Source organism: Moraxella sp. K1664, assembly GCF_039693965.1.
Taxonomy (GTDB): Bacteria; Pseudomonadota; Gammaproteobacteria; order Pseudomonadales; family Moraxellaceae; genus Moraxella.
The window spans coordinates 378,638-394,825 of sequence record NZ_CP155576.1 but is presented as its reverse complement, the minus strand read 5'-3'; the positions used below and the strand labels follow the sequence as shown (position 1 = coordinate 394,825).

8 protein-coding genes are annotated in these 16,188 nt (G+C 45.8%); 5 read left to right on the top strand and 3 right to left on the bottom strand.

What is annotated here, in order from left to right; genetic code table 11:
* Window positions 1-57: 57 nt before the first annotated feature.
* Entirely contained in the window at window positions 58-468 is a 411-nt protein-coding gene (tnpA, locus tag AAHK14_RS02140) for an IS200/IS605 family transposase (protein WP_065256193.1), read from the bottom strand.
* Between the two features lie 49 nt (window positions 469-517).
* On the opposite strand from tnpA, the gene AAHK14_RS02135 reads away from it, so the two are divergent.
* The 4 genes from AAHK14_RS02135 (at window position 518) to AAHK14_RS02120 (ending at window position 11,339) form a co-directional block, all read left to right on the top strand.
* Window positions 518-1,621: an RNA-guided endonuclease TnpB family protein gene (locus AAHK14_RS02135; RefSeq protein WP_065256194.1), complete on the top strand. Its 1,104-nt coding sequence runs from the start codon at window positions 518-520 to the stop codon at window positions 1,619-1,621.
* 774 nt (window positions 1,622-2,395) lie between these two features.
* The gene (locus AAHK14_RS02130; protein WP_194092764.1) at window positions 2,396-3,007 is read left to right on the top strand and encodes a hypothetical protein; all 612 of its coding nucleotides are present in this window, start codon (window positions 2,396-2,398) and stop codon (window positions 3,005-3,007) included.
* Window positions 3,008-3,044: 37 nt separating this feature from the next.
* On the top strand, window positions 3,045-3,440 hold the full coding sequence (locus tag AAHK14_RS02125; RefSeq protein WP_194092765.1) for an OmpA family protein: 396 nt from the start codon (window positions 3,045-3,047) through the stop codon (window positions 3,438-3,440).
* A gap of 30 nt (window positions 3,441-3,470) precedes the next feature.
* Entirely contained in the window at window positions 3,471-11,339 is a 7,869-nt protein-coding gene (locus tag AAHK14_RS02120) for an Ig-like domain-containing protein (protein ID WP_346818218.1), read from the top strand.
* Between the two features lie 194 nt (window positions 11,340-11,533).
* Here the strand turns inward: AAHK14_RS02120 and AAHK14_RS02115 are convergent, their stop codons facing one another.
* On the bottom strand, window positions 11,534-12,175 hold the full coding sequence (locus AAHK14_RS02115; protein ID WP_194092747.1) for a lysophospholipid acyltransferase family protein: 642 nt from the start codon (window positions 12,173-12,175) through the stop codon (window positions 11,534-11,536).
* Window positions 12,176-12,455: 280 nt separating this feature from the next.
* Window positions 12,456-15,092 carry a glycerol-3-phosphate 1-O-acyltransferase PlsB gene (plsB, locus tag AAHK14_RS02110; RefSeq protein WP_227713009.1) on the bottom strand — a complete coding sequence of 879 codons (2,637 nt, stop codon included), beginning with the start codon at window positions 15,090-15,092 and terminating at the stop codon, window positions 12,456-12,458.
* A gap of 159 nt (window positions 15,093-15,251) precedes the next feature.
* Between plsB and AAHK14_RS02105 the strand changes: the two genes are divergently transcribed.
* Window positions 15,252-16,187 (top strand): acyl-CoA thioesterase II, encoded by a 936-nt coding sequence (locus AAHK14_RS02105; RefSeq protein WP_062500673.1) that lies wholly within the window; start codon window positions 15,252-15,254, stop codon window positions 16,185-16,187.
* Window position 16,188 lies beyond the last annotated feature (1 nt).

The following is a 16,188-nucleotide window of genomic DNA, read 5'->3' as shown; positions in this document are numbered from 1 at the left end:
GACTTCAGGCGGTGGATATAAGGCAACTCCGTAGCTATGCTTACATACAGATGGTATTTAGTGCGGTGTATTCTGCTGTTCAATGTACTGGCGGATAATCTCAATTGGGGCACCGCCACAACTACCTGCAAAATAGCTAGGCGACCACAACGCATCACCCCATAACTGCTCTTTAATAGACGGATATTCTTTTTTACGCAATAACCGACTAGAAACACCTTTCAGACTATTAACTAGACTAGAAATAGCCACTTTAGGCGGATAAACCACCAATAAATGCACATGGTCGCTCTCACCGTCAAACTCAACTAATTGTGCCTCAAACTTTGAACAAACTTTCTCAAAGATAACTTGCATATCGTCTAAAATCTCTTTAGTGAATACTTTTCTGCGGTATTTAGCCACAAAGACCAAATGCACATGAATATTGTAAACAACGTGCCTACCACGTCTTAAATCATTTGACATTAAAATTAAACCAAATATATAATATACCTATCTCATTATACACAAACCCATGAAAACACTCAAGCTACGCATACGAGACAAACACACAGACCAACTTAACCGCCTAAGTGGTTCGGTCAATTTCGTATGGAACTACGTGAATGACTTGAGTTACAAGCAGCTACAAAAGACGGGCAAATTCTTTTCCGCCTATGACCTAAACGAATATACCAAAGGTAGCGGTGAGTTACTTGGCTTACACTCGCAAACTATCCAAGCCATTAACGAAACCCACGCCAAAAGCCGTAAGCAATTTAAAAAAGCCAAACTATCATGGCGAACCAACAACCCCAATGCCAAGCGTAAATCGCTTGGCTGGCTACCGTTTAAACAATCCGCCATTAAACACATCGCTACCCGCCAAACAGGCAAAAAAGGATTAAAATCAACCCTACAGCTTAGTTTAGCTAAAGGGCAAAAGCTCATCATTGACCTATGGGACAGCTACAACCTTAGCCTATACCAAATTAACACCTGCGAACTGGTGCAAGACAGCCGTAATCGTTGGTATGCGTGTATTACCGTCAAAGAATACCCAAAACAGCCTTGTGGCAAAGGTAGCGTTGGCATTGATTTGGGCTTAAAAGACAGTGCCACCGCCTCAAATGGCGACAAGCTACAAATCAAGCAAACGCTCAAATATGCCAAAGCATTAGCTACCGCTCAACGTGCCAAAAACAAACAGCGTGTCAAGGCAATCCATGCCAAAATTAAAAATACACGCCAAGACCTCATACACAAATTCACCACAGGGCTAGTTAAGAATAACGCCCTAATCGTGGTTGGTGATGTAAAAACCACCCAATTTAACAGTAAAAAAGGCAAACTAGCCAAGTCGGTTTACGATGCAGGTTGGTTTGAACTGAAACGACAACTGACCTATAAGTGCGAGAACGCAGGTTGTCGTTTTGAAATCGTGAATGAACGATACACTACCCAAACTTGCTCGTGCTGTGGCGATATGTCCAGTAGTCCGAAAGGTAGAGCAGGTTTGCGAATAAGAGAATGGACTTGTGCAAAGTGTGGCACACGGCATGATAGAGATATCAATGCCAGTCGGAACATTCTTGCGGTCGGGCTTGGCCGTCTGGGAGCAGGAATCCCCTCCCTTTAGGGAGGGGAGGAAGTCAAAATCAATAAACAACTCAAACTGTGACGAAATGTATGTTTTTAAGTAAACTTATGTAAAAACATACTGCCAAATCATGAACAATAAATAAACATTTTGCTGGTAGTTAACTTTTATTTATAACTGAAGAAATGGTATGTTATTGATTTTTATAATGATATAAGTTGATAAAATCAAACAGCTGTAATAAGTCAAGTAAATTCTGATGTCCAAGCAGTTTATATCCGACTGTTTTGCTTGGCATGATTTTTGCAACATGATGAATGTCAATCTTATCTTTTGTGTGAATTTTGGAAAAGCTTATCATAACTGACATGAGATTAAAGTGTCATGATACGCTTAACTGTATTAAAATGTACATCTGTGACATTTTTTGTCAGCGGTATGACAATTTTTGACAGTATTTTTGCATAATTTTACAACTAAGATAGGTTTGATTGACACAAAATGAGATGATGAGCATGATTTAAAAGGCATTTTGTGAGCCTAAAGTCTGCCGTGATGTTGATGTATTGCCGTTTAATTTAAAAAGCATCATGACAGGCATGCCACACAAAAATGAGTTGGCTTGGTTCAAAAAGTATGCTACAAAGAAAACCGTTCGCGGCGAGCTTGGGAAACCTAACGGTTTTCCTACCCGTAGGCAGGCTCAGGGAGAATGGAAAAAACTAGTTCAGCATACTTTTTAGACTACTACCAAATGAGTTTTAAATGTATTATGCAAGTAGTTACCATAATTTATGTTTATGAGGAGTTGCCATGCAACTAAAAAAATTAGCCTTCATCGGTTCGGCACTGATGATGGCAATTCATGCGCATGCCGATGTACGTTTAGGCAATCAAGTTACATGGAAGATGTCAAGTCAAGGCGCGGTAGATGAGTTTACCAATCTAGCCACGCATGATAATGCTGGTGGTGTGGTTTTCATCAGACCGCTTGCCAATGCAGAATCTTCTGAGCAGTCTAGCACCAACATTGCCATCAATGACCGCTATCTAACTAGCCTGCAAGATGGACATTATACATCTGGTGTGGCATGTGCAGGCAATGTCCAAATCAGTGCTGTTCCCACAAGCAAAAAAAACCAACGATTTATCCGCCCAATCCATCCACACCCATCTGAGCCCAAAACAGATACAATATTTGTGGTACAAGCTGGCAATAATCATAAAGCCAATCTGGTGCAGATAAATGCCAATCGGGCTCATGAACTCATCCAAGGGGTACGCCGTCAGGCTCATCAGGTTAGTCGTCTGCCACAGCCTGATGACTGTGCTTCGGTGCAATACAGCCAGCAACAAGTAACCCCCCCCCCAAGCCTCTTCTTTGGTAATTATTCCTGTAAGGGCAGAGACACACGTACAGCCTAGCCAGTCTTCCTATGTATCATCTGTTTGGTCATCTAATGTGCAGCCTAATCAGTCGTCTTATGCGGTGCAGATGGATAAGTCTTATGAGACAGAATCTGATACTTTAAATCTAACCATCCAATTTGACCATGACAAAAGTCATGTCAAATCATCTTTTCAAAAAGACCTTAGCGAAGTTGCCAATTTTCTAAAACAGCATCCTAGCACCAATGCCACCATTGAAGGGCATACCGACTCAACAGGTGCTGCCAGTTATAATCAAAAACTCTCTGAACGTCGTGCCAAAACAGTCAAACATTTGTTGATAAAAAATCATGGCATTGAAAAATCTCGCCTATCTACCATCGGTCATGGCGAATCTCAACCTATTGCAACCAACAATACCCAAGCGGGGCGTTATAAAAATCGCCGTGTTGTTGTTGTGTCACAATAATCATCATGTAGTTTAGTATAAGGATAATTTATGAAATCTATCAGTGTAAAAGTTAATGACAGCGTTCAGACCATTGCCGAAGCAAAGGTCATCACCAAAGACGGTCAACCCACCATCATCAAAGCCAATCGTAATGCCAACTACGAGCTTATCAACGATGCCACAGGTCGTGGTCCTGACCACATCGTCACCAAGCGTGTTGGTAAAGATTTGCATGTCTCTTTTGAAGAGAGTGCCGAAGAGTCCGACCTAATCATCGAAAACTTCTATGACTATGACAAATCAGCACTCATCGGACAAGCCGAAAGCGGTCAATACCACTACTACGTGCCAGATACCGGTCTAACTCAGGACTATGTTACCGAGCTTGTCATCGGTGACATCGAAGGTCAGGCTCTAGGCGGTCAAGGCTATCCTGCCCCATGGTGGATTGGTGCAGAAGAAGGCAGTCGCTTTGGCATCATGCCATGGCTTGTGGGTATCGCAGGATTGGCTGGTATCGCTGCTGTTGTCTCTGGCAGAGATGATAAAGGTAACGACAATAACAATAATGCTAATGCCTCTGCCCAAGAAAAACCACTAAACATTGAAAACATACAAAGTGATACAGTTGCACAAGGTGCAACACAAGCACTAAACTTTACCGTAACCAGCAACGGTCAGAATGTATCGCAAGCCATCATCTCTGTCAATGGCACCGAACTAAAAGATGCAAATAATAAGACAGTTCTTACAGATAAAGATGGTAAGGTAAATATTACCGCCCAGCTTTTGGAGGCAAATGGCATCAAATTGGGCGAGCTTCTTGATTTTACCATCAGTGCAAAAAAAGAACATTATACAGAAGCCACAGCCACGCTACACAATCCAGAGGTTGTAACGATGGATGGTGGTGTTGTTGTTACCCCTCATGAGAGTGCAACAGAGCTTGAAGTAACCTATACCAAACCAGATCAGACGGTATCTACTGCCAAATTTACAAAAAACACCAATGGCGATGGCAAAGCTGGTGCCTGGATAGATAACAATAAAGATGACAGTGTTACTATTGACCCTGCTACTGGTAAGGTTGTTATTCCTGTAAATACGATAGGTTCTAAGACCAACGTAACCGCCAAACAGACCACTGATGTCGGTACAACCAATAACAGCAAAGGTGTGAGTGATATTTTATCTGCCAAACCTGTTGTAGAGGCCATCAAGACAGGCGATGATGCTGGTAATGTTGTCATCAAACCAAGCGATGACGCTACCAATGGCTCAAAAGTTGTCGTAAGCTACACCGATGCAGACGGCAAGCAAAACACTGCTACCATCGCCAAAGACAAAGGTGCTTGGACGGCTGATGCAAGTCTGCCAAAGGGTGTTAGCCTAGACAAAGACAAAGGCACTGTAACCATTTCATCTGACAATGTGACAGACGGCTCTGATGTTAGTGCAACACAAACCGATCCAGGTCGTGAAGAGAGTGTCCCTGCATCTGACAGAGCAAAAACAAGCGTACCACAACCCAAAATTAATGCCAACGATGATGGCTCTGTGACAGTTACGCCATCAGATAAAGCAAATAAAGTCACCATCAATTACACTGACGAAGATGGCAAGCAAAACACTGCCACCATCGCCAAAGATAACAATGGCAAATGGACATCAAATGATGATAAAGTTGTCATCGGTAATGATGGCAGCATCATTCTGCCTGACAATAACGTAAAAGATGGCTCAGAAGTCTCTGCCAACCAAACTGTGGGCACCAAAGACAGCGATAAAGGTACAGCAACCGCTCAAAATAATGCCACACCCACACCAAAAATTAATGCCAACGATGATGGCTCTGTGACAGTTACGCCATCAGATAAAGCAAATAAAGTCACCATCAATTACACTGACGAAGATGGCAAGCAAAACACTGCCACCATCGCCAAAGATAACAATGGCAAATGGACATCAAATGATGATAAAGTTGTCATCGGTAATGATGGCAGCATTACCATTCCAGCTGATAAAGTTAAAGATGGCTCAACCGCCACTGCTGAGCAAACTGTGGGCACCAAAGACAGTGGTAAAGTACCAGTGGTTGTTAACAACCAAAATGGCACCACACCTGCCAAACCTGCATCACCAGAAATTAATGCCAACGATGATGGCTCTGTGACAGTTACGCCATCAGATAAAGCAAATAAAGTCACCATCAATTACACTGACGAAGATGGCAAGCAAAACACTGCCACCATCGCCAAAGATAACAATGGCAAATGGACATCAAATGATGATAAAGTTGTCATCGGTAATGATGGCAGCATCACCATTCCAGCTGATAAAGTTAAAGATGGCTCAAAAGTCACCGCACAACAAACCACGCCAGTGGGCATCAGCGACCCAGCAGATGCCACCGCCAAAGATGGCATCGCCGAACCTGATGTGACTGCCAATCCTGATGGCTCTGTAACAGTCAAGCCAACAAAAGATGCCACAAAAGTTGAGATCAGCTATGTGGATGAAGATGACAAAGAGCAAACCGTTACTGTGACCAAAGATAAAGATGGCAACTGGACGGCAGATGATGATAACGTTGTCATTAACGACGATGGCACCATCACTCTACCTGCTGACAAAGTTAAAGATGGTTCTGATGTGACTGCCAATCAAACCACTAATAATGGTAAGAGTGGTGATTCTAGTGCTACAGTAGCAGATGCACCCAGCAACACCTTCACCCCAACAACTACTGACAAAGACATCACCATCACCGTGGCAGGCGATGACATTGTCAATAAAGCCGAAGCAGACAAAGCGACTGTTCCTGTTGTTGTCAAAGTTACCCCACAAAATGGCGAAACTGTCACAGACGTTACAGTCACAGTCAATGGCAAACCATACAAAGCAACCCCAGGCACTAACGGTAACTATACTGCCCAAGTACCATCTGCTGACATCAAAGCAGATGCTAACAAAACCGCCACTGCCAAAGTTAACCTAAGCAAAGATGGCAAAACAGGCACAGCCACAGACACAGAAACTTACACAGTGGATACTGTTGCTCCAACTGTCAAAGGCACTCGCCAAGATGACGGCTCAGTCACAGGCACAACAGATCCTAACACTGCCATCACCGATAAAGCTGGCAAACCCATCACTGATGCTAATGATAAGCCCATCGTCTCTGATGCTAAGGGTGTCTTCACCATCCCAGCAGGCAAAGTCCCAGCTGACAACACCATCGGTGCCAAAGACAAAGCAGGTAATGTGGGTACAGGTAATGTAGATGCACCCAGCAACACCTTCACCCCAACAACTACTGACAAAGACATCACCATCACCGTGGCAGGCGATGACATTGTCAATAAAGCCGAAGCAGACAAAGCGACTGTTCCTGTTGTTGTCAAAGTTACCCCACAAAATGGCGAAACTGTCACAGACGTTACAGTCACAGTCAATGGCAAACCATACAAAGCAACCCCAGGCACTAACGGTAACTATACTGCCCAAGTACCATCTGCTGACATCAAAGCAGATGCTAACAAAACCGCCACTGCCAAAGTTAACCTAAGCAAAGATGGCAAAACAGGCACAGCCACAGACACAGAAACTTACACAGTGGATACTGTTGCTCCAACTGTCAAAGGCACTCGCCAAGATGACGGCTCAGTCACAGGCACAACAGATCCTAACACTGCCATCACCGATAAAGCTGGCAAACCCATCACTGATGCTAATGATAAGCCCATCGTCTCTGATGCTAAGGGTGTCTTCACCATCCCAGCAGGCAAAGTCCCAGCTGACAACACCATCGGTGCCAAAGACAAAGCAGGTAATGTGGGTACAGGTAATGTAGATGCACCCAGCAACACCTTCACCCCAACAACTACTGACAAAGACATCACCATCACCGTGGCAGGCGATGACATTGTCAATAAAGCCGAAGCAGACAAAGCGACTGTTCCTGTTGTTGTCAAAGTTACCCCACAAAATGGCGAAACTGTCACAGACGTTACAGTCACAGTCAATGGCAAACCATACAAAGCAACCCCAGGCACTAACGGTAACTATACTGCCCAAGTACCATCTGCTGACATCAAAGCAGATGCTAACAAAACCGCCACTGCCAAAGTTAACCTAAGCAAAGATGGCAAAACAGGCACAGCCACAGACACAGAAACTTACACAGTGGATACTGTTGCTCCAACTGTCAAAGGCACTCGCCAAGATGACGGCTCAGTCACAGGCACAACAGATCCTAACACTGCCATCACCGATAAAGCTGGCAAACCCATCACTGATGCTAATGATAAGCCCATCGTCTCTGATGCTAAGGGTGTCTTCACCATCCCAGCAGGCAAAGTCCCAGCTGACAACACCATCGGTGCCAAAGACAAAGCAGGTAATGTGGGTACAGGTAATGTAGATGCACCCAGCAACACCTTCACCCCAACAACTACTGACAAAGACATCACCATCACCGTGGCAGGCGATGACATTGTCAATAAAGCCGAAGCAGACAAAGCGACTGTTCCTGTTGTTGTCAAAGTTACCCCACAAAATGGCGAAACTGTCACAGACGTTACAGTCACAGTCAATGGCAAACCATACAAAGCAACCCCAGGCACTAACGGTAACTATACTGCCCAAGTACCATCTGCTGACATCAAAGCAGATGCTAACAAAACCGCCACTGCCAAAGTTAACCTAAGCAAAGATGGCAAAACAGGCACAGCCACAGACACAGAAACTTACACAGTGGATACTGTTGCTCCAACTGTCAAAGGCACTCGCCAAGATGACGGCTCAGTCACAGGCACAACAGATCCTAACACTGCCATCACCGATAAAGCTGGCAAACCCATCACTGATGCTAATGATAAGCCCATCGTCTCTGATGCTAAGGGTGTCTTCACCATCCCAGCAGGCAAAGTCCCAGCTGACAACACCATCGGTGCCAAAGACAAAGCAGGTAATGTGGGTACAGGTAATGTAGATGCACCCAGCAACACCTTCACCCCAACAACTACTGACAAAGACATCACCATCACCGTGGCAGGCGATGACATTGTCAATAAAGCCGAAGCAGACAAAGCGACTGTTCCTGTTGTTGTCAAAGTTACCCCACAAAATGGCGAAACTGTCACAGACGTTACAGTCACAGTCAATGGCAAACCATACAAAGCAACCCCAGGCACTAACGGTAACTATACTGCCCAAGTACCATCTGCTGACATCAAAGCAGATGCTAACAAAACCGCCACTGCCAAAGTTAACCTAAGCAAAGATGGCAAAACAGGCACAGCCACAGACACAGAAACTTACACAGTGGATACTGTTGCTCCAACTGTCAAAGGCACTCGCCAAGATGACGGCTCAGTCACAGGCACAACAGATCCTAACACTGCCATCACCGATAAAGCTGGCAAACCCATCACTGATGCTAATGATAAGCCCATCGTCTCTGATGCTAAGGGTGTCTTCACCATCCCAGCAGGCAAAGTCCCAGCTGACAACACCATCGGTGCCAAAGACAAAGCAGGTAATGTGGGTACAGATACCGTTGCACCTGCCAAGCCAGCGACCCCTGACATGACAGCACAGACAGATACAGGTGTGTCTGATACAGACAACAACACCAAAAACAACAAACCATCATTCACAGTAAAAACCCCTACTGATGGTGAGCCTGTGCTAATGGTTGATGGCAAACCTGTCGAAGCGGAAGTGACGAAAAACAATGGCACCACCACGCTAACACCAAAGCAGCCCATCCCAGATGGTAACCATACAGTCAGCGTAGCAGTGACAGACTCGGCAGGCAACACAAGCGAACCCAGTGAAGCACTGTCCATTGTCATTGACACTCAAGCTCCTACCAAGCCCGAGGTAACCATAGGCAAAAACGATGATGGCAAGATCACAGATGATGAGGTTGATGCAAGTGGTAACGTCACCATTACCGTTGGACTGCCAGGCGATGCCAAAGCAGGTGATACTGTGGTGATCAACAATAATGATGACGAAGGAACAGAATTAACCGACGAACACATCAAAGCAGGTAAAGTTGAGGTAAAAGTCAAAGCTCCAAAAGATGGTACTAACTTAATCGCAAATGTGCTCATCAAAGATAAAGCAGGTAACCAAAGCGAGACCGTCTCAGAGATAGCCGAAAGAAAGATTACCATACCTTCAAAGTTGGCAATCACTACCGAACAAACCGAAGTTACCGAAGGTGGCACAGTAACCTTTAAGGTTACCCGTACAGAAGGCATCGACAAAGAGTCGTCCGTCAAATGGACATTAACAGGGTCTACCGACAATCCTGTCACTGTGTCAGGCGATAATAGTGATTTTGCTGATGATCAGCCAACCTCTGGCACGCTAACCTTTGCCCCAGGTGAAACCGAGAAGACCATCGAGGTCAAGATCAAAGATGACAAAATGGTAGAAAAAACAGAGGGCTTTACAGTAACCCTGTCAGATGCGAAAGGTGCGACCGTTACCACAGACAGTACATCTTCGGTGATTAAGAATAACGACAAGCTAGTTGTAGGGCTAGACAAAGACAGTTATTCAGAGAACCCTCAGGTGGGTAGTAATAGTGATCAGTACACCAATAACCCAAAAGTTATTGTCTCCAACATCCCAAATGGAGCGAAGTGGGAGTATAGGCTAAACAATGGTAAATGGAAAGATGGTAATAATCCAAATGAAGGTAAAGCAACCTTTGATCTGAAACCAGCACCTGATGTATGGCAAGGTGTGTCATATAAGATTGAAGCTCGTGTTAAGCCTAATCAGGATTATGATAGTAACAGCACCCTAGGAAGTCTTGATATGACTCTTGACCAAAGTGTGCGTGCTCCTATTATCACCAGTGTTGAATCGGGCAATCAAATCACAGGCATTGCAGAAGCAAACAGCTTTGTCTATATTGATAAAGATGACAGTGGCAGTTACTCAAAAGGTGATGTTGGTACTTATGCTGATGATAAAGGTAAGTTTACTCTACCCTTTGGAGAAAAGTTAGCAGAAACAGGAAAAGATGCATTAATATTTGGTAATCAGGGGAAAGATGTGCCACTTGCACGTCTTGGTGTGATTGATGAAGCTGGCAATGCACTGGGCAAAGAGGATATGTCTCATTTCTTTTATTTTGACTCTTTGGATGGTCGAGACTATTTTAGCACTGCCACATCTAAGACGGGAACGACCGTCGCTTCAACAACAAATCTACAAGACATCCCACATACCGTCTACGTGAATAAAGTTATTTCCGCCGGGACATTTAATTTTGGATCTGCTGATGATGTGTTGGTACAAAATGAGAGGTATCTGCAAAATAATAGCTATATCAACATGGGTGGTGGCGATGACTATGCCAAGTTTAACTACATCAGACAAGCAGGTGTAGGTAGTGTGGACATGGGTAGTGGTAATGACATCTTAGAGGTGGGCTTGGTTGGTAAATCATCCTTTACAGGCACGACCATTAAGTTGGGTGAGGGTGATGACATCGTCCGAGGAGGGGCTGTTGATGGTCTTAGAAGTTCTCTTGATGGCGGCAAAGGTCATGATCTTTGGGAAATGACCGGTGAGGGTATTACACAGAATCTAAGTAGCATTGCTGGCATGGAAATGATTGACTTGGGCGGACGCAAGCATAAATTAAATGTCAAGATATCTGATGTGATAAATAATGCTGATACTGCTACCATCATCAATGGTCAGTCCTATAAAGGTCTGTTTATCAAAGGCACCAGCCAAGACACAGTTGACTTGGGTGATAACGGAAAGAGATCGTTGGGCAAGTTTGTCCAAGATAACAGCAAAGCTCCTGAGGGTTATAATGCTTATTGGGATGGCAGTAATGAAAATACCCTTATTTTTATCCAACAAGGCATCAACGTCATCTAAACCGTATTACCCCATATCCACCAAAACGCTCCCAAGTTGGGGGCGTTTTGTTTTGGCATCACTTTTGGTATCACAAAGAGGGCAGATGGTATATCACAAAGAGGGCAGATGGTATAAAAGCAGATGGGAGAATGGGTATTGAGATTTTTTGATGGTATTGCCAACATATTGACGGCATGCTAAGGGGCAGATACTCAGGGTTTTGACCGCCTTTGCAATGGCCCGGACATGTTGTCTGCATGTCTGCCCATCACACCATCATAATAAGCATAAATCTTTGGCAAATCCGCCTCAATATCGCCTGTGGGATAAAACAGGGACATAAAGCGAACCTCTTTGGTTTTATAGTCCATCGCCACAGGCAAGATGGGCACGCCTGCCCCCACCGCCAGATAATAAAAGCCCGTTTTCCACTCATCAGTGTAGCCCCGAGTGCCCTCAGGCGACAGCCCCAAAAAGAGCGGTTTGCCAGTTTTAAAGCGGTTGATGTTGGCTTGTAATACCGAGCCTTTTTTATCCCTATCAATGGCGATGACCCCCGCCCATCTTAAAAAGTGCGACAGAATGGGGAGTTTAAAAAGCTGTTTTTTGCCAAGTAATTTGATGTCCACATCAAGAGCCAGCAGGGTGGGAATGGCGTACACACCGTCCATGTTGGACGTATGGGGAACGGCAAGCAGTACCACCTGTGAGACATTGGGAATCTCGCCTGTGATACGCCAGCCTGCCTTGTCCAAAAAGGCACGGGCAAGGCGTGGGGCAATTTTGCCACGCCTGCGTGGGACGTTGTCGCCTAGGGTGGTGGGGTCAATGGTGGGTAGGGCGTTCATGTCCATGGGGATTTTCCTTAAAATGGGGTTTGGGGTATGTCTAGGCAGCACGCTTTAAATCGGTGTGTCTTTTATGGGGCAAATTACCATTTACCCCATGTATTTATCCAGCAAAAATATTTTAACATATTACCCCATTCTCAACTTTATGCAAGTGATTGATTTATCAAGGGCGAATATGATTCGCCCCTACAATCCAAAAAATAATTTCATAATAATCAATAAGTTGTCATTTTAGGTTGAGATTGAAGTGTGTATTTTAATATTTTGTAAATCAATAAATTGGCTATTTACGTCCAAATTTACGCTTTTTATTCATCTCATCCATGACGCTGTCAATCTCATCGTCATTTAGGCGGGCGGTGTGACGCAGTAGCTCAATCATGTCAGGGTTTAGGACGTATTTGGCATGTTCGGCGATTTTGTCAATGCGTTCATCAAAATCAATCATGCCCGTCTCAGGCTCAATCTGCACATAATCCATGCGGACGAGCGTGTCTAAGAAGCTTGTAAATAACGCCTTGTCAAACATGTCAGGTAAATCATCGGCATACAGCACAGACACCCTTTGCCCTAGGAAGTAGCACAGATTGACGACTTGCTCGGTGTTTAGGCGGTGCGTGCCTTGTTCGGATAATAGGGTTAACGCCATAAAGTAGCGTTCTAGGCTCTGTTGGGCAGGGTCGGCAAGCACGATGAGCTGTTGGTAGGCAGGCGAGTTGGTCTCGGGGGCACTGATGAGTACGCCATCCCATTCAACAACCAGATTTTCTTTGATAAGCACGTCCAAAATTTCGCCAATGGTATCCTTAATGCTACGCTGTGGGTGTTTTAAAAACAGCTCGGTTTGTAAAAAGGGGTACAAAAGCTCGCTGATGTTTTCTAGCTTATCACGGTACATGCGTCCGTTACGTTGCACCAGTGATGCGATAAAACTGGCTAGGATAAAGACGTGCAGAATGTTGTTTTTAAAGTAGCTAAGCAAGGGGGCTTGTTTGTCCGCCACTTTTATCATGTCGCCTAGCACATGGGGCGTGCGTTCGATGAGTTCTAACTGTAAGCCATACGCCAAGATGTCTTTGGGGTTCATGTCAGTGACAAAGGTGTCGCTGTCATAGGGCAGGGCTTGGGCGATACGCTGATACAGGGCGATTTGTTCCATCGCTTGGGCTTCATCAAGGGCGGATTTGGGGGTGGACAGTAGTACGAGTGCCAGTAGGGAGACGGGATTGACGACCGCTGATTTGTTGATGTTTTGCATGATTTTGACGCCAATGTTGGTAACCATGGCGTGGGTTTGTTTGTCGTTGTCCGCTTGCTCGTCAGGGCCTAACGCTAGGGTGTCTTTGCCAGTTTTGACGTTAAATTTATCCAAAAAGTGGGTCAGGTGTAGCGGTTCGCCAAAGGACAGATGTACCGTGCCAAACACCCGTTCAATCTTTTGGGCGGTCTTGATGAGACTAAGTAGGTTCTCGCTCTCTTTGGGTTTGCCTTTGAGCTCGCCCACATAAGTCGCCCCTTCCATAATCCGCTCGTAGCTGATGTAGGTCGGGACAAAGACCACGGGCTTAGCAGGGTCACGCAGATAACTACCTACGGTCATGGCAAGCATGCCGAGCTTGGGTGGTAGTAGGCGACCTGAGCGAGAGCGACCACCTTCGATGAAATACTCAATGGGGACAGCCCGTTGCATGAGTGTGTGTAGGTATTCTTTAAATACCGTGCTGTATAAGGCATTGCCTTTGAAGCTACGACGCATAAAAAATGCCCCGCCATTTCGCAGAATCTCACCCACGATAGGTAGATTTAGGTTGTCCCCTGCAGCGATGTAAGGGATACGCAAGCCCCGTTTGTAGATGACATAAGACAAGAGTAGGTAGTCCATGTGGCTACGGTGGCATGGCACATAGATGATTTGGTGGTCGGGGGCAAGCTTACGCACCCGCTCAAAATGACGCACTTCCACGCCGTCATAGAGTCGCTCCCAAAGCCACGTCAAAAAGTGGTCAAAAAACCGCACGACTGAGTGTGAGTAGTCGCTTGTTATCTCGCCGATGTAGCCTGCCGCTTCTTTTTTGACTTCGTTGATGGATTTGCCAGTGGTGGTGGATTCTTGTTCGATGGCGGTCTGTACCACGGGCGATGCTAGGATTTTGCCGGTGATGTTGCGTTTGTCGGATAAGTCAGGCCCGATGATGCTCGTTCTTTGTTTGTCCAAAAAGCCTTTGAGACGGGTGGCGATGGTTTGGGTTAGGATGGCAGAGTTAATGTCGCTCTCGCCTGCCTGCTTGGTCTCTTCGATGAGCGTGTGTAGTTCTTTGGGGCTGGCGAACTGTACGACCGTATCACGCCCCATCACACTGATGTTAAAGAGCTGTTTGGGAATGCTTGGTGTGTTCCACTCGTCCGCCATCAGTAGGCGAAACAGACTGTCTTCTTTACTTGGGGCTCGCCCCCATAGGATGGTCACAGGGATGAGTCGCACACGCAACGTGGGGTCGTCTAGGCAGGCTTTGACCAAACGCTCTAAACGTGGCGATGGTACGTTGTCCGAGCCGTGACGGTGTTTTAAAAAGATGACTGACGCACTTTCGCTGTCTTTGCCCACTGTCGTACTGGCAAGGGCAGATGGCAAATCCAGCTCTCGGGTCTTGATGTCCACGAGCAGACTGTTAGAGCGTGAATATTCTCTTAGAACATAAAAGGTGGGAATGTCATCATCAAGCTCTGGCACTTCGCCCAAAACCTGTGCCTTGACCGCCAAGGATAAGCCTTTGCCTGACAAGTGCCGATACGCCGATGGCTTATTCTCTGCTCTTTTGGGGGGTTCTTGTTGGTTTTCGTTGGTGGATTTTGGGCTGTTATTTGGTTTTTTAGAAAAAATCTGAGAGATATTAGGAAGTTTTAGCATAATGTGTGCCATGATTTGACAATATTCCTTGGTATTTTAACATTTTTAACTAGAAATGGACAAAAATTTTGTTATACTTGTACGCCTGACATAAGTGGTGTGGTTTGTTGATGTTTATCAATACAAAACAGCACCATTTTCCCTTAGCCATTTTAGATGTGTGGAATGATTATGCCAAATACGCCTGATGATAGTTTGATTCGTGATTTGATGACGACTTTGACCCTAACCGAGATAACGCCCGATGTGTTCTCAGCACCAAGCTTTGACTATGTGGGGGCAAGGGTGTTTGGTGGACAGGTGCTTGCCCAAGCGATGATGGCAGGGGCAAAGACGCTCCAGATAGACAAGCCTTGTCACAGTTTTCATGGTTATTTTTTGCGTGGGGGCGACATTCGCCTGCCAGTCATCTACCAAGTCCGCCGTCTGCGTGATGGCAAAAGCCTATCGGCTCGGCAAGTCGTGGCGGTACAAAACGTGCCAAACGACCCTGACGACCCCACGCTTGGCACGACCGAACAGGTTATTTTTAGCATGATCGCGTCATTCTCGCCCATGGAAGGTGGACTGGATTACCAAGAGAGCATGCCCGAATATCCGCATCCTGACACATTGCAAAGTGAGCAGGAGCTAAAAGACGCCCATGTCGGCAAAATCCCCGACGCCCTAAAAGCCCGCTACCTGCGTAAACGCCATGTCGAGATACGCCCTGTCACGCCCCGAGACCCCATTCATCCACAGCCCATGCGACCCCGCCAAGCCAATTGGCTTCGTATCAATGGATTGCAAGACCAGCCTGTCGCCATTCATCAGGCCCTGCTTGCCTTTGCGTCCGACTTTTATTTGGTTGGCACGGGGCTGATGTCGCACGGACTTAGCTTTATGACCAAGGGTTTGCAAGTGGCGAGCATTGACCACAGCATGCATTTTCATCGCCCCTTTGATGTCAGCGACTGGCTGCTGTATGACATGTGGAGCGACACGACCAGTCACGCCAAGGGGCTAAACCACGGGCAGTTTTGGCAAGATGGCAGGCTTGTCGCCACCACCCAACAAGAAGGGCTCATGCGACTGGTGGGTGGTGAATATGTAACCAGCAGTTCGTGAT